Origin of the sequence: Kribbella sp. NPDC051137 (assembly GCF_040682535.1) — a bacterium.
GTDB lineage: Bacteria > Actinomycetota > Actinomycetes > Propionibacteriales > Kribbellaceae > Kribbella > Kribbella karoonensis.
In genome coordinates this window covers 693,492-715,313 of sequence record NZ_JBFBBI010000003.1, presented here as the reverse complement: position 1 = coordinate 715,313, position 21,822 = coordinate 693,492, and the positions used below count along the sequence as shown (strand labels likewise).

Genomic DNA, 21,822 nt, shown 5'->3' with positions numbered 1-21,822 from the left:
GCCCCCCGCGTGCTCCGCCGGCGCTCCGGTCGCTGCGCTCCCTCCCGCACCCGCTCCGCGCGCTCCCACCCGCCCCCGGGGCTGGCGCCCGGACTTGTCGGCTGCCGCCGACGAGTTGCTCGCTGGCGCTCGCGAATGAAGGCCCACCCGGGCGTCCTAAGCCGAGCAGAGCGTGGTGACGACGACTGGCATCGGCGACGGCGAAGCAGCCGTCCGAACCTCAGCGATCTCCGGTGGCCTGCGGCGTTCGAGCCTGCCGTTCACTCACCCCGAACTGGTTGCCGCGGCGCGGAGTCGGTCCATCCTGATAGAGCTCGTGCCACATCCAAGCCAAGAATTCGTAGTCGGTGCCCCAGTCTTCGTACTCTCTGTCGCCGTCGTCAGCGCTCCGGGATCCGGGACCACCCCTTTCGGTGCTCCTAGCAGGCCCCGAAGTTGGACTACACCCCGAGATCCCGCCTACGACCGGGCGGCCATCACATTGGCCAGCGACTGCCTCCTGGTGATCCATTCGGTGTCGCCGATGGATACCTAGGGCTGCACGTCGTTCATGACAGCTTCGTTCACTTCGGCAGGCTTCGCCAGGTAGGCACGCATATAGTGCTTGAAGAGTGCCGCCGAACTGTTCCGCACGTATCTCGGTTATTTCATCGAGTGCACTCAGACGCAGGTCGCGCTGTTGACCGAGCACGATCGCTCAGACGTATCGAACTGGATACGAGGAACGCGTCATGGCCAGGTATCAGACATCAACGTGCTCACCCGCATTGCAGAGGGACTGCAGGTGCCTGACGACGCACGGATGCTGATGGGTCTGGCACCGGCGGACACCTTGGTCTCCTCTGTCCGCGACGAGCGAGAGCTCGTCAGAAACTCGGGCTCCGTTGCAGGACCGACCCGTACCCGAGTCGACGGTTCGGATGCGACGAGCACTCGGATCGCCATCTGCGGGAGCCGAGCGACCGGAACGAAGTCCCGAAGTCATCGACGCCTTCGTGCGGTCGATGGCTCGGCTGGTCGTGGTCCGGCGGCTTCTGGTGAACCATGGTCCGATCGGGGTGGGCATCGAGGTGATCACTCACATTGCGGATCATTACCAACCGCCAGGTCCGCGCGGAGCTGTAGTGATCTTCGGCCGTCGAAACGTGGTTCTCGACGCCGAGTACGTCGTGACCGTCGGCGGCAGAAGTGGCACTCAAGCGGAGGCGGACATCGCTGCGTTGATGGGGAAGAAGATCTTGCCATTAGGTGCTAGTGGCGGCTCGGCCGAGGCGATTTATCCTCAATGCCTCCGCACGCCGGGCCTCTCAGACTGGATGACTGAGAGCACCCGCGAGAGGCTGATCAGCTGCTCGGCGCTCGACGGCAGTGCCGGCCAGACCGCAATCGAGCATATGACGGATGATTTCGTGTACATGATTGATGATCTTGTCGGCAATGACGAAGGAGACCATTTGTGACCGAACGCCCATACGTACTGCTGTCGGTGGCGGCCTCAATCGACGGCTACATCGACGACAACACCAACGAGCGTCTCCTGCTGTCCAACGACGAAGACTTCGACCGGGTAGACGACGTCCGCGCCGACGTCGACGCCATCCTCGTCGGAGCCAACACGATCCGCCGCGACAATCCCCGACTGCTCGTTCGGTCCGATGACCGCCGTCAGCGCCGTGTCGAAGCAGGCCAGACCGAGTCGCCGATCAAGGTCACGCTCAGCACCAGTGGAGACTTCGATGCAGCCTCGAAGTTCTTCGCCACTGGTGACGTCGACAAGATCGTCTACGTCCCAACCGCTGCCGTCGCCAAGGCGAACGCAGCGGTGGAGGGCGTGAGCGATGTCGTCGACGTTGGCGCAGAGGTGGACCTCGGCCTTGTCCTCGACGATCTCGCCAGACGCGGCGTGAAACGTCTGATGGTCGAGGGCGGCGGCACGATCCACACTCAGTTCCTGGCGGCAGGCCTCGCCGACGAGATCCACCTCGTGGTCGCCCCGTTCTTCATCGGGGACAGCAGGGCTCCACGCTTCGTAAGCGATGCTGCCTTCCCGCAGAACCCTGCCAACCGAATGCAGCTCGCCGAGGTGAGGCAGATCGGCGACGTTGTGCTCCTTCGCTACCTCCCCGGAGATGCGGCCAATGCCTGACGTCGACGATCGCCATTGGCTCGTGCAGGCGATCGACCTGTCCCGTTCCTGCCCGCCGTCGTCGACGGCCTTCTGCGTCGGCGCGATCATCGTCAGCAGCGATGGCGATGTCCTCGCCACCGGCTACTCCCGGGAAACTGATCCCCACGACCACGCCGAAGAGACCGCACTCACCAAGATCCCGCCGGACGACTCCCGCCTCCGCACCGCCACCATCTACACCAGCCTCGAGCCGTGCAGTAAACGAGCCTCCCGCCCCCGAACCTGCACCGAACTCATCCTCACCGCCGGCATCCCCCGAGTTGTTTTCGCCTGGCGAGAACCCTCAATCTTCGTCGACTGCGAAGGAGCTGAGCTGCTGCACGCTGCCGGCGTCGAGGTCGTTGAACAGCCCTTCCTCGCAGAAAGGGTTAAGGAGATCAACGCTCATCTCAGGTTGGACTGATCCATCGGAGACTGGATCGATGGTAGTCCCCACCGCGGACGTCGGCGTCGCTCAGTCTTGCTCGTCCTGAGCCTCGTCCCTGCGGCGACGTAGCGCTCGCTCGGCGATCCGGTTGGAGAATCCGCCAGTCGTCGACTTGGCCCGGTCGAAAGTCTCGCCACCGAGGCGTCTGGCGGCATCTATACCGCCCACACCCGCATCGAGCGCCTTGTCTCGCGCGTCCGTGGCCGCGTCCACCCAACGTCTCGCCTCCAACGACTCTCGACCGCGCTCGATCCCCAGCCGCCCGTGGAAATCGATGACCGCGTTCGCGACGTGGTTTCTCGAATCCACCACATCCCGCGAGGCCGACGGGTGCAGCAGCACCTTCGCGTTGGCCGTGCCGGCGGCCGCATCCATGCGGGCCATCAGATGCTCGGTGCTCCGTGAAATGAGCTCCAAACGGTTGTTGCGGGCGGCCCGGAGTCCGAGGCGATGCCGATCCAGATCATCGGGCGACGCATCCAGCACGCGGTCGAGTTCGAGCACCGCGATCGCGTCCTGGAGCTGGAAGCAGCGGGCCAGAACGGCGAGCCATTCCTGAACCTTGAGCCACGCCTCCTGGACCTTCTTGGCGAGCCCAGGGATCTTGGTCTCACTCTCGATCTTCTCCGCGAGCGCGTCGAGCTGACGCAAGGCGTACGCCTGAGTTCGTGCAATGGTCATCGTGGTGGCCTGCACCTTCGACCACGTGACCTCGGAGACCCGGCCGACCTCCTGCCGGATAGTCATGGCCTCCTCGATCACCAGATCAACCCCGATCATGTCGGCCACCACACCGTCCTTCTGGGCGCGGAGCACGTCGTCGAGCTTCTTGTCGATCGTGGCCAGATACTCGGTGATCTCGTTCATGGCCTGCTGCATCGCAAGCTGTGCCATGATCCCCGCGGCCCCGGCCAGGACCGCCGGGTTGGTCAGCAGCGCACCCGGACCTTTTGCAAATTCGACGAATCCTTTGATCTGACCGTGCTTTCCCTTCAGTGCGCCGGTGCTGAGGCCCGTCTTCGGGTTCTTCCTCAGCCCGAGCTCTTGGATGCGCTGTGCGGACTCCTTGGTCAGCTTCACCCAGCGGCCAGAGTTGGCCGCGATCTCAGAACCGGCCTGTGCAGTCGCGGACCCTGCGCTCAGCACAGATCCGAGCCGTGGCAGACCGAGCTCCGTCGACGGCAGGCCCTCAGAAACGAGGAAGCGCTCGACAGCCATCGGATCCCCAATGACCGCCAAACCTTCGCCGTCACTAATCAACTGAATATCGTCATCCATCATCGACTCCTGAAGTGAGAGCGTACGCAGTTGGGTGAGCGTGAGGTGTGCTGCGCCCGGGCTCACACATCGGACTCGTTCTGCAAGCGCGAAAGTAGGGCGGCGATCTCGGCGGTCAGATCGTCTTCGTCTCCCAAACGATCTCGGGCGTCCCGGAACAGCTCACGCAACTGCTCGCGCGCGAGCTGATCCTGCCCGACGCCTAGCCGAAGGCGGGCCAAGCTCAGACGCAGTTCGAGGTACTCGCGCCCGTTCGAATGAACACGTTCGTAAACAGCCAAGATCGATTCGAGCTCAGTCAGTGCACGGAGTGATTCGCCAAGGGCGATGCGACACACGGCTGCCTGCCGCCGATACTCCAGGACTTCCTCGCTCTCAGGTCCGTCGAGCTTGGCTACGGTAGTGGCCAGGCCGTCGAACTCTGGTGCAGCCTTGCGGTAGTCGCCGCCGAGGAACAACGCTGCGGCGAACCTAATTCGGAGGTCGAGGACGGCCGCGTTCTCCGGCCCGAACGTCGACGACGCGCTCGGCAGTAGCTCGCTCAGCAGGTCGGACGCTTGGGTGAAACGCTCGTCTACGATCAGCGACTCGGCCTCGGCCAGTGCCTGTTCGATCTGAGCGTTGTCGATCTTGGGAGCTGACGGCACAGGTATCGACGGTTGCGGCCGATCGGCGGGCTGCGGCCGCGGTGCCGCCGGGCGCCGGTACGGCCGCGTCGGGTCCGGGATGACGCCGGCGGGCTGCTCGGCGTCAGGCGAGCTCCTGTCGATCGCAGGGAGCAGCGGAGCGAGCCTGTCGTACACGGCCCACGCGTTCTCCGGACGATCAGCGGGATGCTTGGCAAGAAGATCAAGTACGAGCTTCTCCAGGGCGCGAGGGATCTCAGGATCCAGCTCGCGCAGCGGTTTCGGGTCGTCTTCGAGATGTTGGTACATCAACGCGATCTCATCCTCGGCGTCGAAGACCCGCTGTCCGCTCAACATCTCGTGCAGGAGACAGCCGAACGCGTACAGGTCAGTCTGCGGCGTGACCGGGAGATTCCGGATCTGCTCCGGCGACATGTACGGTTTGGTGCCCACCACCCGCCCAGTTGAGGTGAGTTTGGTGATGTCGTTGCGCAGCAAGGCAGCAATACCGAAGTCCAGTACCTTGACGACCCCACCGCGCGCGATCATGACGTTGCCGGGCTTCAGATCCCGATGCACGATCGGCACCGCGTGGGCATAGCTCAGCACCGAGCAGATCTGGGCGCCAACCGATGCGGCCCAGGGCACAGGCAACGCGCCCCGTTCGGCGAGCACATCGGAAACAGACACGCCATGCACCAACTGCATGACGATGAAGAGTTGATCAGTGCTCCCATCGAAAGCAGCGTCGTACACGGCAGGCACGCCCGGATGCTCGACCTTGGCCGTTACCCGAGCTTCGCGCCGAAACCGTCCGACAAGTTCCTCGCGGTCCTCGTCCGACGCGATGATCTGCGGACGGATCAGCTTGACCGCGATGTCGCGGTCAAGCACCGTGTCATACCCGCGCCAGACCTCCCCCATCCCTCCGTGCTTGATCGGCGCGGTCAGCTCATAACGGCCGGCAATGACCTTCGACTGCTCAGGCACGCTTCTCCTCCCCAGGTTTCACCGAACAGTCTGCCGCCGACTACCCTCCGCGTCCACGCGCAGCGATTCAGCCACCCTCCGACACATTGTGCCGACGGCGGATCATCCGGTAAGCGGCCTTACGTGCCTCCCGGGTGAGACGGCTCTGGAATTCGCTGTCCGAGAAGTACTTCTCGGTGAACTTGGTGTCGGCCTCCGCCCGCTCAACCATGATGTCCTGGAAGCGCTTGTTGAACGGCATCTCGAAATCGCCCTCGTTACGGCTTGCAAGGGCAGCCTGCTGAAGGTCGGGGTCCTCGATCGCGGCGGTCACCCGCTCCTCGTACATGAGCTTGTCGGCCTCGCTCAGACCGAGCCCATAGCGATTGTTGAAATCCTCGATCAGCTCGGACAGCAGTGCCGTCTTGGGATCCCGCATGATGCCGGCGCCGCCTTCGTTGAACCCCGGCAACAGTTGCTCGCCCTCAGGCTCGAGGCCTACGTCATGCTCACCGGTCTTGCTGACACGCAGGTGCGTGAGGTCGATGTCGCCGATGTCCAGGCTTGGGTTACGACGCGCGGGCAAGCGATTGAGCAGGTGTTTGCCATACAGGTACAGCCGCTCGAGGTCGACGTCGGTGAACTGCATGACCTGCGCTAAGAACCCGTACTTGCGAACGTAGTCCGACAGATCACCCCTGAAGAGCTCTGCCGCCTCGCGATCCTCCGATGCCAGCCGTTCGAACCGTTCGGCCGCCGGATCAATGTGCCGATACAGGTCCGCGTGCTTGCGCTCCCAGCTCCGTCCACCGTCCTCAACCACCGAGCCGGGTTGGGACGCGAGGTAGGCCTCAGCGAACGATTCCAGCTCCGATTCGAGGATGAGCTGATGGTCCATGACGGCTCGCTGCTTGTCGTAGAGCAGGTTCGGATCGACCGGGGTGGTGACAGCCTCCTCGTAATACGGCTTGAACGCCTTCTGGATTTCCTCCGCCTCGTTGGCGAAGTCCAGGACGAAGAGGTCCTCCTGGCTCTTCAGCGGATGCGTGCGGTTCAGTCGCGACAACGTCTGTACGGCGGCGACGCTGGCCAGCGGCTTCTCGACGTACATCGTGGTCAGCAGGGGCTGATCGAATCCGGTCTGGTACTTGTCGGCGACAACGAGGATCCGGTATTCCGTTCGCTGCGGAGCACCGCCGTTCTCTCCAGTACGCGCTCTGGCGTTCGGATCGTCCGCACGGGTGTAGGCGAATGCCTCAGGCAACTCGCTTTCGGACAGACCGTTGATCCCAGGCTCGGTGTACTCGACGCCATCGACCGTCAGGTTGCCGGAGAACGCGACGAGTAGGCCAGGGTCCGCGATACTGAGGTCGTCGATCTTCTGGCGCAGCGCCTGGTACATCCGCACCGCGCTTTCCCGCGAGCGCGTCACGACCATCGCCTTGGCTCGACTGCCCATCTGGCGTCGTGTGTTCGCCTGGAAGTGCCGCAGGATCACCTCGGCGTGAGCCAGCATCGTGGCCGGGTCGAGATAGACGAGGCGAGCCAACTCGCTGCCTGCCTTGTCCGGATTGACCTCGATGTCCTCGGCGCCGTCCTTCGCGATCCGCCAGTAGGTTTTGTACGTGGCGTAGTTCCGCAGCACGTCGAGGATGAACCCCTCCTCGATCGCCTGCCGCATCGAGTAAATGTGGAACGCTCGCTTGTTACCAACAGCATCATCGATGCCGAACAGCTGGAGTGTCTTCTCCTTGGGAGTCGCCGTGAAGGCGAAGTACGACAGGTTGGGATGACGGCCGCGGGCCATCGCCGACGAAGTCAGGGGATCCTCATCGTCGCCAGACTCCTCCGCGCCGAGACCTCGGAGCACCTTCTTCAGCTTCGTCACCGAGTCGCCGGACTGACCCGAGTGAGCCTCGTCGACAATCACCGCGATGCGCTTCTCCGCCAGGCTGGAGACGCCTTCAAGGACGTACGGGAAGGTCTGCACAGTGACGATAACGATCTTCGTCGCCGTGTTGGACAGAGCCTTGGCCACCTCGCTCGACTTCGATCCACCGACCCCGGTGATGCGCTCAACGACGCCCGGCGTGTGGTCGAACTGGTAGATCGTGTCCTGCAACTGCTTGTCCAGAACAGAGCGGTCGGTGATGACGACCACCTTGTGAAACACCGGCTCGTTCGCGGCGACTCGTCCACCACGTACGGCGTCATCATCCAGCGCGCCAACGTCGGCGGACCCGTGCAGTGTCGACAGCCGATGCGCCAACCAGCCGATCGTGTTCGACTTACCGGACCCGGCCGAGTGCATGACCAGGTAGTTGTTGCCGGAGCCGTGACGAGCGGCATGCTCGGTGAGCCGACGTACCGCATGCCACTGGTGATAGCGCGGGAAAATCAGCGGACGGTCATGAACACTGCTCCGACCGTTCGCTCGACCTCGTGAACGCGAGGTACTCGGGTCTTCAATATGAAGGAACCGCTTGAGCAAATCGAGCCAGTTGTCGAACTGCCACGTCTCTTCCCACAGGTACGCCGTCCTGTAGCCGGAGCCGTCCTCCTCGACAACTGGGTTCCCCGCACCACCGACGTTCCCCGGTCCGCCCGTGCCCTGGTTGAACGGGAGGAACACGGTGTCCTTGCCGCGCAGGCGAGTCGTGACGAACACCAACTCAGGATCGACGGCGAAGTGCACCAACGCACGCCGCGCGAAGAGCAACTCCTTCGGGTCGCGGTCGCTCCGATACTGGTCCTTGGCGTCCTCAACAGTCTGCCCGGTGAGCGGGTTCTTCAGCTCGGCCGTAGCAACCGGGATCCCGTTGACGAACAACCCGAGGTCGAGCGCCTTGGTCGAGTCGGCGCTGTACCGCAGCTGTCGGGTAACTGACAGACGGTTCTGCTGGTACTCGACAAGCGCATCATCGGCAACGGTATGGGCCGGCCGGAAGTAGGCAAGCCGGATCCGGACGCCACGGTCCTTGATCCCATTCCGCAACACATCAAGAACACCGCGCTGATCGAGTGCCTTCGCGACGACCGTGACCAAGTCTCTCTCAGCCACATCGAGGTGACCGCCGGCGAATTGCACCAGCTGCTCCCACACATCCGGCTGCACCGTCTGCACAAACGGCAACAATTGCCCCGGATCGAGCCCAAGCTCCGGGTCGTAGGTATCAGCCCACCCCTTCACCCAGCCAGAGGCAAGCAGAGCCCCCTCCACAGCCTCCTCAAACGCCAACTCCGAATGTCCCCGACTCACGCCACCCCAACTCCCCTCGCCGTAGTCACATCAATCTGCCCCGTGACTGCAGCCGATATGAGCGCCGACCGACGCTCCTCCAGGAGCCTAATCGAGCGAAGGATCGCATCCCGTAAGTGCCTGTCTGGCTCGAGCTCTTTCTCAATCGTTGTGACGATCTCAATTTGCTCCGCTCGTGAAGGCAACGGAACCCGCAAACTCAAGAACGCCTCAGGATAGAGACGCAGGCGAGAAGTCCACACGCCCTTTGAATAGCGGGTCATCTCGCACACATACTCTGGGGTTCGATAGAGTAGGTCGAAATATTCGGGAACAGCATCCTGCGTCGTGAATTCATACACTCCGTAAGCGGGGCTGACAATACCTGAGAACTTGCTGACCCCGAGAGCCCCCATCCATGCCCACAGAGTGTTGATGACCAGGTCGGCTGGCCTGACCCTCTTGTACCCTTCCATCGACTCCGCCAGGAACATGTAAACATTCTTTTCGCTACGAGGCGTTATGCCTGTAATATGCGAGACACTCAGCAGTTCCTCGTCGCCATGCCGCGAAAGGTCAGCCATCTCTCGCAAGATGAGCTTGTTCCGGGCAACATGCCAACTCTCGGGAATGTCACCGATCGGGCCGATGCCGCTGGCTCGCAGAGGCTCTCCGTGAACGCCCCTGAAACATCTTTGGCTGATGAGAGCAACCCGTCGCTCATCCAGTCTTGCGACTGTCGCCTCCTTAACTGCCATCAATCTGTCGATCTCAGAGATACGGTCATCGAGGAAGTCAGCGATGCGCTGCTGCTCCTCCACTTGGGGCCACGGAATTCGCTCACTGAGAACCTGGGAAGACGATAGATGCTTAACCGTTGTCGAGAACGTCAGATCGTTGATTACAGACAGAGCCCTCGGAAGGGCATACGCGAGGAATCGGATATCGGTTCCTTGCCTCGGACGCAAACAACAAAGTCGCTGATTTAACGCGGCAGGACCGCGCTTCCAAAGTCGCACATTGAAGTCGCCATCCATACCGATGATGAGGTCGCCGTCGTCGATCCGTGCATCTCTTGGAGACTCGCCGCTGACGAACGTTTCAAAGGAGTTCGTTAACAGGTCGCGTATCCGAACTAATGGCAGATCACCACTCGGCGCAAAGTCGTCGGAGGAGAACGGGTAACCGTTCGTCAACGAGGCCACGTCACGTATACGTACCAGATCCCAACCAGCAGGAAGGTCAGTCGAACCCTCGAAGATGCTCCAGGCAGACGTCACGACGTCACCTCTCCCAGGAGTTCTTGGATCTCGGATTCGAGTTCGCGGAGTTCGGCGTCGATTTCTGCTAGGGGGCGGGGTGGAGTGTAGACGTAGAAGTGGCGAGTGAAGGGGATTTCGTAGCCGATCTTGGTTTTGGTGTGGTCGATCCAGGCGTCGGGGACGTGTGGGAGGACCTCGCGTTCCAGGTAGGCGCCGATGTCTTCCTCGAGGGGCACGTTCTCGTAGTCGCGGAGGTCTGGGTCGGGCTCGGGTTGGCCCTTCTTGAGTTGGATCTGGCCCTCTCGGTCTCGGACAGACACTGCGTTCCATACGGCCTTGTCGACGGGTGCCGGCAACTTGCTCAGGTCGGATAGGGCGGATCGGAGGGTGGCGGCGAATTCGGTCTTATTGAACGATGGTTCGTTGCCGACGAGGGTCTTGAGGGCGGCGAGTAGGGCGTCGCGATCGCCGTACTTCGAGGTGGTTTTGCCGGACTTCAGGGTGAGTTCGAGGTCGGTGAGTGCCTCTTCCGTGACCTCGAAGCGGAGCTTGAGGGGGCGCTCGACGGTGATGCGGTGGTAGCCGAAGTCCTCGTTGCGGAAGACCTTCACCTTTCCGTGCAGCTCGTGGTCTGGGTTGTCGGCGACCGACAGTGCGTCGGCGTACAGGCGGTGGATCTCCTCGATCTGCTCGTCGGTGATGTACTTGCGCTTGTCACCGAGCGACTTCCGCATCTTGGCCCAGTGATCGCGGGCGTCGAGTAGGACGACTTTGCCGCGGTGGGCAGGGGCCTTGCGGTTGGTGAGGATCCAGAAGTAGGTCGAGATTCCGGTGTTGTAGAAGAGTTGGTCCGGCAGCGCGACGATCGCTTCGAGCCAGTCGTTCTCGAGGATCCATTGACGGATCTTCGACTCGCCGGACTCTGCGGCGCCGGTGAAGAGTGGCGAGCCGTTGAAGACGATTGCGAGTCGGCTGCCGCCCTCGCCTACGGGGCGCATTTTCGAGATCATGTGTTGGAGGAACAGCAACGACCCGTCGTTGATGCGCGGGAGGCCGGCGCCGAAGCGGCCGCGCATGCCGAGGTCGTTGGCCTCGTCGACTATCTCGGCTTGGGCCTTCTTCCACTCCACACCAAACGGTGGGTTGGACAGCATGTAGTCGAACTTCTCGTGCTGCAGCTGGTCGTTGGTGAACGAGTTGCCGAGCTTGATGTTGTCCGGATCCTGGTTCTTGATCATCAGGTCGGAGCGACAGATAGCCCAGGACTCCGGGTTGAGCTCTTGACCGAACGAGAAGACCTGCCCCTGCGAGTTGTGCGACAGGATGAACTCCTCCGCCGCAGTCAGCATGCCGCCCGTTCCACAGGCCGGGTCATAGACCTTGCGGCTCATGCCGGGAACCTGCAGATCGGTGAGGTCGGGGGCAATCAGAAGGCCGGCCATCAACTTGATGACCTCACGGGGTGTGAAGTGCTCACCGGCGGTCTCGTTCGAGTCTTCAGCGAACTTCCGGATCAACTCCTCGAACACGTAGCCCATCTCGTGGTTCGAGACGCCGTTCGGGTGCAGATCGACGTCGGCGAAGCGCGCAACGACCAAGTGGAGAAGGCCGGCCTCCGCCAGATAGGCAACCTGCTCGGCGAACCGGAACTTTTCGAAGACGGCCTGCGCGTTTGCCGAGAATCCATTGACGTAGGCATTCAGGTTGGCGACAGCATCGTCGGGCGCGTTCGCGACCGACGTCAGCGACAGCTTCGTGAGGTTGTAGAAGCTTTGACCTGACTGCCTGGTCAGGAACCGAGCAAGATCGACATTGCGATCGGCCCACTTCCCGGCTTCTTTGAGGACGGCCTCACGCGTCGGTTCCAGGACGCACTCGAGGCGGCGGAGGACGGTGAACGGCAGGATGACCTTGCCGTAGTCGGAGCGTTTGTAGTCCCCCCGCAGCAGGTCTGCGACCTGCCAGATGAAGTTCGCCAGATTCTTCGGCGTGGTGTCGCTCAACGGATTCCCTCTCCCCGGTCTTTCGTCTCATCGACTCGATCGTCCACACGCTTCGCACTGTTACAACGGAACGTGCGTCGACTACACATTGTCATCTCATGCACCGCACTCGGGAACAAGGCTCCCGCGGGTCAGCGCCATGGAAAGTTCCTGCACCAGTCGGTGGGTTTCGCCGGCCGCCCGCTCCACCATCGCGTCGAACTCGATCAGCCGCCTGAAGGCCTCGCCGTACCGTCGTTGCTGCTCGACCGGCAATAGCGGGACCTGGAGCCGTTTCAGGTTGACCCGGACGATGCTGGTGCCGGACGACTGGCGCGTTGCCTCGCGGCGGTTGGTCGGCGCGGTCAGCATGCCCGCCAGGAACCACGGGTCGACCCTCTCCGCATCAACTCGGATGAGGCTGACATTCTGGCCGATCCGTACGCCGATCTGTTCAGCCGTCGCCACCCGCGCGACGACAGACGCCCCGAGTGCCGGCACGAGGACGTCGCCCGACTCGATCCGTATTGCCGTCCCCGGCGCCCGGCCACTCGGCCCACTGCCGCGAACAACGTCTCCGCCGGTCACGCCGGGCTCGGATGCGCTCTCGGCATCAACACTGACCCGGGAGTACCCACGAACGACCTCAACGGTTCCGGTGCGCACGAGCTCATCCAGTGATAGCCCCCGAATCTCGGACAATGCAGGCGGCATGGCAGGCATGAGAGTCGGCATATTTTCGGCGACTTCGCGCAGGCGCTTGAGTACCTGTTCGCCTGAGGCCAACAACTCGGTCGGATCACGTTGTTCATCCTCGGCAACCGTTAGGTGTCGAGCAGGCGTGAGGTCGACCTCCTCGTCCAGCAGGTCGATCACCGGGACAAGCTTCACGAGCCCAGCCTGTTCGTTGACCGACGCGGGCTCACGCTCGTATGACCGCCAGGCCGGAACCGCGAGCTCGATCACTGCCTCCGCTGTTGGCTGTTCCAGCCGAGAGGCGTCGATCATTAGCACACGATCGGTGACCTGGCTATCCGCCGGTCGCCGAAGCACCCAGAGGTGCAACCCGACCGAGGTCGCGGGAAGAAGGCCCGACGGCAAGGCGACCACGGCCCGAACGACGCCGCGGCGTAACAACTCGCCGCGAATCCGGCGACCGGCAGAACGCCACGCTGCTACTGGCGGCATCAGTAGGACAGCTTGGCCACCAGGGCGCAGATGAGCTAGCGCATCCTGCACCCACGCCAATTCGGGTTCAGTCCTCGGTGGAAGACCGCCGTACTCCCAGCGCGGATCAAAGGTCAGTTGGTCGTCAGCCCAGTCGTGCAGGCCGAACGGTGGATTCGAAACGACGAGATCGACACGCTCCCCCGGGAACGCGTCCGTCCGCAGCGAATCCCCAACCCGGATGACGGCTGATTGCTCCTTCGATGTGAACAAGAGCCGGACTTGCGCGATACAGGCTGCAGTCGGATCGAGATCCTGGCCGAGGATCCGTACGTCGTGATGGGCGCGGGCCGCCTCCACCAGCAGCGATCCCATCCCACACGCGAGGTCCATGACATCTGCAACTGGTCGGGCCGGGTCCGAGGTGCTGTTGGCAGCATCGGTCAAGGACAGCATCAGGCGTGCAACACTTACCGGCGTCACATAGTCAGAGGTCGCGCCTCTCGCCCTGAGATACAAGGCGTAGAAGTGTTCGAAGATCTCCGCTGGGTCACCAGCCACTCCAGCGGCGGCAGAGAGCACGACCAAGTGTCGAGGCAGCCAGGCATCGGGCAACTCGCCACGAAACAGCACTTCGGCCTCACGGTTCACCATGCCGGCCGATGCAGCGAGCGAACTCGGTGGCGGAACAGCACTCCACGCATCACCCGCGATCGATCGATGGAACAGCATCAAGCCCGCTAGCCAGAGCGCCCCACCAAGGTCGGGTCCACCGGACGCAGCCGCAATCTCCCGCCACGCACGGTCGGGCGCGCTTACCTCCGGCAACTTGCCTTGCGCCATCAGCCACCGCTCGACCGCCGCGAGGTCGAACGACGGACTGGTAGGCGTTCCACCGACGGGCTCCGGGAAGTCGGCATATCGCCGACGCCAATTGCTCACCGCGGCCCGACCGACGCCCGCAAGACGCGCAATGCCAACCGACGACACAGTGCCTGCGCCCTCAGCACCCTCGGCATCCGGTCGCTCCATCGCCACCTCCTGGTCCCGTTTACGTGCATGAGCCTAGTCGAGAAGACGGCTCGTGTACACACACCATCGAAAATTGTCTGTTGACATCGTTCACAGGCAATGCTGTCATAGTGCCGTTCACGAAGACGAGGGGGTTGCGAGGATGACGGACGGAACGGCCGATGGTCAGCAGGCTGCACCGGGGGACGACGAGTCGGTGGTTGACACCGTCGTGGCCTTGGCCGATCGGGACCCAGCGTTGACCGAGCGTCAGAAGATGCTCGTTCTCGCTGCGATGGACAGTGACGAGGCTCTCTCGGATGAGTTCGGCACCGACGGCGAGTCGAGCACCACGGGCAAATCGGCGAAGACAGCGAGCACGGACGCGGAGCCTGTTAGGGCGTTCCTGACATCCATCACGGTGTCGGGGTTTCGCGGGATCGGCGCGGAGGCGCGCCTCGACCTGCACCCCGGTCCGGGCTTGACCGTCGTGGCCGGACGCAACGGCTCCGGGAAGTCGAGCTTCTCCGAAGCCCTCGAGTTCGCACTCACGGGTGAGAGCTACCGCTGGAAAGGCAAGAAGGCGTTCTGGACGAACTCATGGCGCAACCTGCATCACGTACAGAGCGCACGGGTCCGGATCGCGCTTGCCGAGGAGGTCCACGGCCGTACAGAGATCGGCGTCGAGTGGGCGACGGACGACGGCCTGCACGACGCGAAGATTTGGACGCAGCGGCACGGCAAAACCCGGACGTCGGGCGTTGGCGCACTCGGCTGGGGAACAGCCCTCGAGCTGTATCGCCCCATCCTCTCGTACGACGAACTCAGCCAGCGCCTGGAGGGAACGCAGACCGACCTGTACCGCTCTCTGGAGAGCATTCTCGGACTCGACCGGATCGCCGACGGAATCGACCGGCTCAACACACAGGTCAAGCACCTGAAGGTCGCCTCGGACAAGGCTAGCGCATCCAAAAGCGCTCTCAAGCGCAGGCTGGAGCACGTCGACGACGCCCGGGCGCAGGCCGTAGTTGGTCAGCTCGGCAAGCAGAAGCCTGACCTCGACCTCGTGAAAAACCTGACGCTCGGCGACGCGGCGACTGATGGGATCGGTGAGCAGCTTCGCGGCATCACGAACATGTCGGTGCCGGACAGGCACGCCGTCGAGTCCGCGTCCGACGAGCTCCTGAGGGCTGTGCAACAGTTGACAGAGCTGGCCGACGACGCGTCGACCCACACAGAGTCCCGGAGCCGGCTGCTCGAAATGGCGCTGCAGTTCCACAGCCAGCACGGAGACCAGGTCTGCCCTGTCTGCAGCGGCAACGTGCTGGACAACGACTGGCACGAAAGGGCTCAGGCCGACTTGGCCGCGGATCGCGCGTCTGTCGTCGCCCTTCGTTCCGCCCGCGAAGACCTCGCTGCACGGCGCGCTGCCGCTCGCGCGCTGGTCGACGTACCGGAACTGTCCTCCGCGGACGGTGAACTGGGCCTCCCGACGCTCACCGAGGCACGAGCAGTTCTGAAGGCGTGGCGGGAAGCGCCCGAGGCAGATGCGGAGTTTGCACGGCACCTGGCGGTAAGAGTCACGTCGGTGGTAGACGTCCTCACCCGGCTTCGCGACGAAGCGACAGCCGCGCTCAGCGAGCGGGACGATACCTGGCGGGACCTCGTCGGGGATGTACTGGAGTGGGTCAAGCTTCGCGGCGCCGCCGAGGCGAGCGCCCAGGACTTGCACGACGCGAGGGCCTCACAGAGCTGGCTGAAGACCAACGCCGAGCAGTTGCGCAACCAGCGACTCGAGCCACTCGCAGAGAAGGCCAAGTGGGTCTGGAGCCATCTCCGCAAGGAAAGCAACATCGACCTCGACGCGATCACCCTGTCGGGCCAGCGAAACCGTGGCACAGTCAAGCTCGCGGCCCGTGTCGACGGTGAGCCGGCCGACGCACTGCCAGTGATGAGCCAGGGAGAACTCAACGCCATCGCGATGGCGTTGTTCCTGCCCAGGGCAGCTATGCCCGCGAGTCCTCTGCGGTTCGTCGTGCTGGACGACCCGGTCCAGGCGATGGATCCGGCAAAGGTAGACGGCTTGGCCGAGATCCTGGTCGAGTACGCGAAGGATCGACAGGTGATCGTGTTCTCGCATGATGACCGGTTGACCCAGGCGGTACGCCGTACAGCGCCAGAGGCCAGGATCGTCAACGTCGAACGGGGCGTCGACTCCATGGTCCAGGTCGTCCCCTGTCAGTCGCCAGCCCGTCGTTACATCGAGGACGCCCAGGAACTGCTGAAGGACAAAGCGGTCCCTCAGACGGTGATCACCAAGGCGTTTCCGGGGTACGTGCGGCTGGCGGTCGAGGCCGCAGCGCACGAGGTGCACTTCTTCAAACAGCTCAGCAAGGGCACGTCCAGACACAAGGTCGAAGCCACTTGGGACTCGGCGTCGACGACAAGCAACAAGGTCGCCCTCGCGGTGTTCGGCGACAAGTCCTTCGGCTTGAACGGTTGGCAGCGAACCGCCTACCGCAACCGGACCCTGGGAATCTGCCGCAAGGCGGTGCACGAAGGGTTGACTGGTTCTGTCGACGGCGCGATCGAGGATCTTCGCCGGACGGTCGACGACATCCTCGGGCAGCGGAAGTGACGAGCGAACTGGAGTACGCCGGGGCGATCCTGGCCGGCGAGCAGGCAGCGACTCCACGTCGGATCAGGATCGCCGCGTTCCTTACCAGGCAGGCGCTTGAGGACGAGATCGAGGCCCATTGCGAACAGCTCGTCGCCCCTATGCCGTTCCCGGTCCGGATGCGATCGAGGCTCTCAGTACTGAAGGCGCTTGATGAGACCGGCTTCAGCCGAACGGCGGAGTATGCGTGGACTGCCTTGAGCCAGGCCTGCCACCACCACTCGTACGAACTCTCGCCCACGATCTCTGAACTGCGACATCTGCACTCGACGGTCGCCGGGCTCGCCGCGATGCGGGCAAGCCGCTAGCGCTTCCGATATCAACAATCCAGCACATTTGGGGGGACACGAATGTCTCAGTACCAGCAAAACTCGCAATATCAGCCTGGGCCGCCTGTTAAGAAGCGTCGGGCCTTGCGCAACGTCGTGATCGTGGTGGCGGTGGCATTCGTCGTGTTCGTGGGCGGCTGCGCCGCCGTACTGGCGAATGGTCTTGGCGAGGCGACGAAGGAGAGCACGGCTACCAAGGCCGAGGCACCCGCTACGGCTTCGTCGCCGTCAGTGTCTCAGACCTCCGCGGCAGCGACCGAGCCACCGGCGAGCGCGGAGCCGACAGCTACCCCGACGGATGACGATCGCGTTGCGAAGGTGGGGGCGACGCAGTGGTTCGAGTACAGCGACGGGATGAAGGTTCAGGTGACCAGCCTGAAGCGGTTCCGGATCGGCCAGTATGCCGCCGGAGGTAAGCCTGGGGACGTCGGCGTCATCGTCACGGTCACTCTTCAGAACGGTTCCAGCAACACGTTCGACACCGGGCTCGTCGACGTGAAGCTCGCGAGTGGGCCGAACGGGGACCAGGCCGAATCGGTGTTCGACACCGATCAGAACCTCGGCGGTGGCTTCGAAGGCTCGATCCTGCCCGGCAAGAAGAAGACCGCCCGGTACGGCTTTGCGATCCCGAAGGCCAACGCGAGCTCGACGCTGCAGCTCGAGATCGCCCCGGGCTGGGACTACGAGGGCAGCCACTTCGAGGGCAAGTTGTCGAAATAGCCCGAGTGCCAGGAGACCGGCTCTGAGGAGGGAGAGAGCCGGTCTTCTGCTCGCACAGCGACCTAGTCAGCCTGGTAGCGGCGAGCGGCTGCCGCTCCGCTCCAGCTAGACGCGTCTCGTCACTACACGCGTGGCAGGCAGCACTTCTTGTACTTGCTCTCCGAGCCGCACCAGCAGGGGTCGTTTCGGCCTGGCGGCCAAGGTATTGGGGCGATGCCTGAGTCGACCAAGGAGTCGCGGTGGGCCTGGATCGTGGCGGCGTTGATCTGCTCGCTACCGGCCGTTCTCGCGAACTCTGCCAGGGCGTCGGCCGTGCCGGGAATTACGCCCAAGCCACCTGCGCTGTGCTCGGCTCGCATCCGGAGCTCTTGCTCTGTGGTTGCTCGATGCTCGTCCCAGGTTGCGCCGTGATCGGCCGCGAGGTCCGGCCAGCTGCGTAGAGCTTCGTCGTACTCGGGCTGCGGCAAGAAGAGGACCACCGCGCCGTCGTCCAGCGAGTCCTCCAACTCCTCCATCAGCTCGTCCGCGAGATCGTCGTACTCATCATGGGGAAGCCCGAGCTCATGCCGCACACCGTGCCGGGCCTGCAGCACTTCGAACGACACCATCGCGACATGGTCGTACGCCGGATCCGAAGGCTTTGACTCCAGTTCGTCCTGACGCCGGAGAACAACGTCGAGCGCCTCGGTCAGCCATTCCTCCGCGACCTCCGCGTGCCCGTTCGCGACGAGAACCTCACCGACGAGCATCGCTGCATCGGGGTCCTCGGTCAGCCGTTCACGCAGGGCAGCGAGCTGTGTCACCGCCTCCTCGTCACGGCCGGCGAGGAAAGCGCGTCCGCACGAGTGGCCAACGGGTAGCTGATCGATTTGTCCCCGGATCGCTCGCAGGCCTCGATGGCGCGCTCCGCGAGCGCCATCGCGGTCTCCGGCTCGTCGGTGTCCGTGGCGATTTCAGCCGCCACACTCAGCGCATACCCGGCGTCCGCGGCGTCGGCCAACCGGCCATCGTCCACCGCAGCGACCAAGACTGCCGCCAGCGTCTCAGGCGTCTCGCTCTCGCTCGCCTCAGCGGCGATGCGATCAATATCTTCGGTCGACAAGACGTCGGTCATGCGCACGCTCAACGGTATCGCGGCCGATTCGCGTTCGGTGCCTAGGTATTCAGTAGTGCCAGTAGTAGCGGCCGGTTGCGTTCCACTCCAGGGGGACTGTGGTGTGGTTGGTGAAGGACATGCCTAGGCCCTTCGCGAGCTCCAGGGTGCGGGAGAGCTGGAGGGAGTAGGGGTGTTGGTTGTCGTCCCACCACTGCTCGAACTGGGTGATGCAGGTCTGGCCGGTGAAGTAGGGATTGGAGCAGGCGTGCGGGGGCGACCACTTCTGCAGGTGGCGGAAGTTGACTGTGGTGGAGCCGTTCGGGGGTTTGATGGTGCCGGTGGCGTCCAGGCAGTAGCCGGTGCTGGGGATGGTCCATTTCACGTAGTGCTGGCGGCCGCCTGCGGAGGGGATCGGCTGCAGGTTGGTGCAGTTGGCGTCGCCGATCTTCTCGGAGGTGACGCGCTGGACCTGCGTGAGCGGCCGGCCGGCGCCGTCGTTGTAGCCGTCGAGGAGGACCCAGTCGCCGTCGTGGATGAAGTGTTCGGCGGAGGCAGGCGGCCAGGACTTGGGATCACCCCACGAGATGTCGGACTCGGTGGCCGACAGCGGCGTCCAGGCCCATTGGCCCGCTGCGGTGTCGCCCGCGAAGTACTGGCCCGCGGACTTCTCGAACATCAAGGAATACTGCGCATAGGTTTCGGGGGTAGGAGACGTCAGCAGGCCGATCACCAAAACCAGGGCTTTGATCACAGAGAGCTAGGTTACCCAAGGACCTCGCGGAGCTTGGCTGCGAACTCGAGCGGTTTGCCGGGCTGGCCGTATTCGTTGCCGAGGAAGCCGCCGTGGCCGCTCGGGAACACGACCGGTGTCAGACCGAGCCGTTCGGCCACCGCCTTGCCGCCGCGGCCCGCGAGAGCGTTCTCCGATTCCTCGCCGACACCGATGACGATCCGGTCCTTCGCCTTCGCCAGCGCCTCGAAGTCCGGCTGGTACGACGTACAGCCGCGCAGGTTCTGCCCGATCAGGGCGTCGTCGCGCTTGCCGTCGTCCTCGGTCGGCAGGCCGAACATCGCCGGGTCCGGGGCAGGCTGCCGGGAGTAGTCGGCGGAGATCTCCCCGTCGTACATCACCAGCGTGATGAACTTCGCCATCCCGGGTCCCAGGCCGTCGCGCTGGTACGTCGCGTAGATGTCCTCGACCGCGGCCGTGGCGGCCTCGTGGTCCGGGAGGATGCCGGCCAGCGGCGGCTCGTGCGGGACCACGCGCCGGATCAGGTCGGGGCGGCGGGCAGTCAGGGCCAGGGCGTTCACCGCGCCACCGCTGCTCGCGAACAGGTCGACCGGGCCGACGTCCAGGTGTTCGATCAGTGCGGCGAGGTCCGAGGCGTGGTCCTCCGGCGAGAGTTCGGTCAGCTCGCCGGTGCGGACGCTCCGCTCGACGCCGCGCGGGTCGTACGTGACGACGGTCCGGTCCTCGAAGTGCGAGGCCAGCGTCGGGAAGCCGCTGGCTGCCATCGGCGAGCCGATGATCAGCAGCACCGGCCGGTTCGCGAGGTCGCCGCGGACGTCGTACGTCAGCGTCGCTCCAGGTACGTCGAGAGTCTGGGTCACCGGCTCGGGCATGGTCGGACTCCTCGTCGCCTCGGCCCACCCCCATTGGTCGACCTCGTGTTCGAGAGCCTAGACCGTCCCGATCACCTCCAACAGGAACCCGATCGGAACTTTCCCCGCACTTTCTGCTTAGCTGGAGACATGACTGAGAAGCCAGAGATCGACTTTCCGGACGGGCCGCCGCCGGCGGATCTCGAGATCACCGACATCACCGAGGGTGACGGCGCCGAGGCCAAGGCCGGTTCCCGGGTGAACGTGCACTACGTGGGCGTCGCGCACTCCACCGGCGAGGAGTTCGACGCGTCGTACAACCGCGGCGCCCCGCTGGCGTTCCAGCTCGGCGTCGGCCAGGTCATCCAGGGCTGGGACACCGGTGTCCAGGGTATGAAGGTCGGCGGCCGGCGCAAGCTGGTCATCCCGCCGCACCTGGGCTACGGCGACCGCGGCGCGGGCAACGCGATCAAGCCCGGGGAGACCCTGATCTTCGTGGTGGACCTGATCAGCGTCAGCTGAACCCCGAACAGACAGCCGGCGGCGACCACGACGGTCGCCGCCGGCTGATTCATGTCCGGTAGTTGTACTCATCCGCCCAGGCCGGCGGACCGGTTGACTGTGGGGCATGACGAAGAAGGCTGCTCTGGCGGTGAAGGTGCTGCTGTTCGCATTGTTGCTCGCGGCACTGATCTGGCCGGAGCTGAGCGGTATCAAGGGAAAGGCCTCGACCGCGCGGCTGGTCGTCTACCCGATCGGCGGGATCGCGCTGCCGCTGTACTGGTGGGCACGCGGCAGGCGCGCGTTCCCGTGGGCGGCAGACCTGCTGATGACGCTGCCGTGGACGATCGACCTGCTCGGCAACCGGCTCGACCTGTTCGACACCGTCGACTGGTGGGACGACGCGATGCACTTCGTCCTCTGGGCGTTCCTCACCGCCGGCGTCCTGCTGGCGTTCGCGCCACGCGATCTCTCCCGCGCCGTCACGGTCTTCGTCGCGCTCGGCTTCGGCACCACCGCCGCGGTCGTGTGGGAGGTGGGCGAGTACGCCGCCTTCGTCCGCACCTCTCCCGAGCTCCGGACCGCCTACACCGACACCCTGGGCGACCTGATCCTCGGCATCCTCGGCGCGCTCCTCGCCGGGCTGATCGTCACCCTCTACTTCCAACGTATAGCGGGCCGGGGGACTTGCCGCAAGCCCCGGTCGTTCTCGGAGAATGATGGGCTGGTCGGCCTACGAGAGGAATGAA

General features: G+C 64.0%; 18 protein-coding genes. 8 read left to right on the top strand and 10 right to left on the bottom strand.

Features of this window, described 5'->3' with window-relative positions:
• Positions 1–1,004 precede the first annotated feature (1,004 nt).
• Genes AB0M51_RS18490 through AB0M51_RS18480 form a run of 3 tightly spaced genes read left to right on the top strand, consistent with a single transcriptional unit; the run spans position 1,005 to position 2,591 of the window.
• Positions 1,005–1,460: a hypothetical protein gene (locus tag AB0M51_RS18490; protein WP_363749661.1), complete on the top strand. Its 456-nt coding sequence runs from the start codon at positions 1,005–1,007 to the stop codon at positions 1,458–1,460.
• The gene (locus AB0M51_RS18485; protein ID WP_363749660.1) at positions 1,457–2,146 is read left to right on the top strand and encodes a dihydrofolate reductase family protein; all 690 of its coding nucleotides are present in this window, start codon (positions 1,457–1,459) and stop codon (positions 2,144–2,146) included. Before AB0M51_RS18490 ends, AB0M51_RS18485 begins: the two co-directional genes overlap by 4 nt.
• Positions 2,139–2,591: a deaminase gene (locus AB0M51_RS18480; RefSeq protein ID WP_363749659.1), complete on the top strand. Its 453-nt coding sequence runs from the start codon at positions 2,139–2,141 to the stop codon at positions 2,589–2,591. The genes AB0M51_RS18485 and AB0M51_RS18480 overlap by 8 nt, the downstream gene beginning before the upstream one ends.
• Before the next feature lie 51 nt (positions 2,592–2,642).
• Here the strand turns inward: AB0M51_RS18480 and AB0M51_RS18475 are convergent, their stop codons facing one another.
• The 6 genes from AB0M51_RS18475 to AB0M51_RS18450 form a co-directional block, all read right to left on the bottom strand.
• Positions 2,643–3,893: a hypothetical protein gene (locus AB0M51_RS18475; RefSeq protein WP_363749658.1), complete on the bottom strand. Its 1,251-nt coding sequence runs from the start codon at positions 3,891–3,893 to the stop codon at positions 2,643–2,645.
• A 62-nt stretch (positions 3,894–3,955) separates the two neighbouring features.
• On the bottom strand, positions 3,956–5,509 hold the full coding sequence (locus AB0M51_RS18470) for a serine/threonine-protein kinase (protein WP_363749657.1): 1,554 nt from the start codon (positions 5,507–5,509) through the stop codon (positions 3,956–3,958).
• Between the two features lie 67 nt (positions 5,510–5,576).
• Positions 5,577–8,726 (bottom strand): type I restriction endonuclease, encoded by a 3,150-nt coding sequence (locus tag AB0M51_RS18465; protein WP_363749656.1) that lies wholly within the window; start codon positions 8,724–8,726, stop codon positions 5,577–5,579.
• Positions 8,727–8,743: 17 nt separating this feature from the next.
• Positions 8,744–10,006: a restriction endonuclease subunit S gene (locus tag AB0M51_RS18460; RefSeq protein ID WP_363749655.1), complete on the bottom strand. Its 1,263-nt coding sequence runs from the start codon at positions 10,004–10,006 to the stop codon at positions 8,744–8,746.
• Positions 10,003–11,991: a class I SAM-dependent DNA methyltransferase gene (locus AB0M51_RS18455; protein WP_363749654.1), complete on the bottom strand. Its 1,989-nt coding sequence runs from the start codon at positions 11,989–11,991 to the stop codon at positions 10,003–10,005. Before AB0M51_RS18455 ends, AB0M51_RS18460 begins: the two co-directional genes overlap by 4 nt.
• Before the next feature lie 96 nt (positions 11,992–12,087).
• On the bottom strand, positions 12,088–14,169 hold the full coding sequence (locus tag AB0M51_RS18450) for an N-6 DNA methylase (protein WP_363749653.1): 2,082 nt from the start codon (positions 14,167–14,169) through the stop codon (positions 12,088–12,090).
• A gap of 142 nt (positions 14,170–14,311) precedes the next feature.
• Here AB0M51_RS18450 and AB0M51_RS18445 point away from each other — a divergent pair, with 142 nt between their 5' ends.
• From AB0M51_RS18445 to AB0M51_RS18435, 3 genes are read left to right on the top strand one after another with little or no spacing between them, the layout of a single operon-like run.
• The gene (locus tag AB0M51_RS18445; protein ID WP_363749652.1) at positions 14,312–16,786 is read left to right on the top strand and encodes an AAA family ATPase; all 2,475 of its coding nucleotides are present in this window, start codon (positions 14,312–14,314) and stop codon (positions 16,784–16,786) included.
• Entirely contained in the window at positions 16,783–17,133 is a 351-nt protein-coding gene (locus tag AB0M51_RS18440; RefSeq protein ID WP_363749651.1) for a hypothetical protein, read from the top strand. Before AB0M51_RS18445 ends, AB0M51_RS18440 begins: the two co-directional genes overlap by 4 nt.
• Before the next feature lie 42 nt (positions 17,134–17,175).
• Positions 17,176–17,874, top strand: coding sequence for a DUF4352 domain-containing protein (locus tag AB0M51_RS18435; RefSeq protein ID WP_363749650.1), 699 nt, complete (start codon positions 17,176–17,178; stop codon positions 17,872–17,874).
• Between the two features lie 122 nt (positions 17,875–17,996).
• On the opposite strand, the gene AB0M51_RS18430 is transcribed toward AB0M51_RS18435, so the two are convergent.
• The 4 genes from AB0M51_RS18430 to AB0M51_RS18415 are packed head-to-tail and all read right to left on the bottom strand — an operon-like array spanning position 17,997 to position 20,593.
• Entirely contained in the window at positions 17,997–18,623 is a 627-nt protein-coding gene (locus tag AB0M51_RS18430) for an SEC-C domain-containing protein (protein WP_363749649.1), read from the bottom strand.
• Positions 18,624–18,673: 50 nt separating this feature from the next.
• Positions 18,674–18,988 carry a hypothetical protein gene (locus tag AB0M51_RS18425; protein ID WP_363749648.1) on the bottom strand — a complete coding sequence of 105 codons (315 nt, stop codon included), beginning with the start codon at positions 18,986–18,988 and terminating at the stop codon, positions 18,674–18,676.
• A 49-nt stretch (positions 18,989–19,037) separates the two neighbouring features.
• A complete protein-coding gene (locus AB0M51_RS18420) occupies positions 19,038–19,721 on the bottom strand; it encodes a hypothetical protein (protein WP_344194427.1) in 684 nt (227 codons plus the stop codon).
• An 11-nt stretch (positions 19,722–19,732) separates the two neighbouring features.
• Complete coding sequence (locus AB0M51_RS18415) at positions 19,733–20,593, bottom strand: alpha/beta hydrolase (protein ID WP_344194425.1); 861 nt, start codon at positions 20,591–20,593, stop codon at positions 19,733–19,735.
• Positions 20,594–20,722: 129 nt separating this feature from the next.
• On the opposite strand from AB0M51_RS18415, the gene AB0M51_RS18410 reads away from it, so the two are divergent.
• Together AB0M51_RS18410 and AB0M51_RS18405 are read left to right on the top strand one after the other, a co-directional pair.
• A complete protein-coding gene (locus AB0M51_RS18410) occupies positions 20,723–21,094 on the top strand; it encodes an FKBP-type peptidyl-prolyl cis-trans isomerase (RefSeq protein ID WP_344194423.1) in 372 nt (123 codons plus the stop codon).
• A gap of 106 nt (positions 21,095–21,200) precedes the next feature.
• The gene (locus tag AB0M51_RS18405; RefSeq protein ID WP_363749647.1) at positions 21,201–21,821 is read left to right on the top strand and encodes a hypothetical protein; all 621 of its coding nucleotides are present in this window, start codon (positions 21,201–21,203) and stop codon (positions 21,819–21,821) included.
• The last annotated feature ends 1 nt before the right edge of the window (position 21,822 follow it).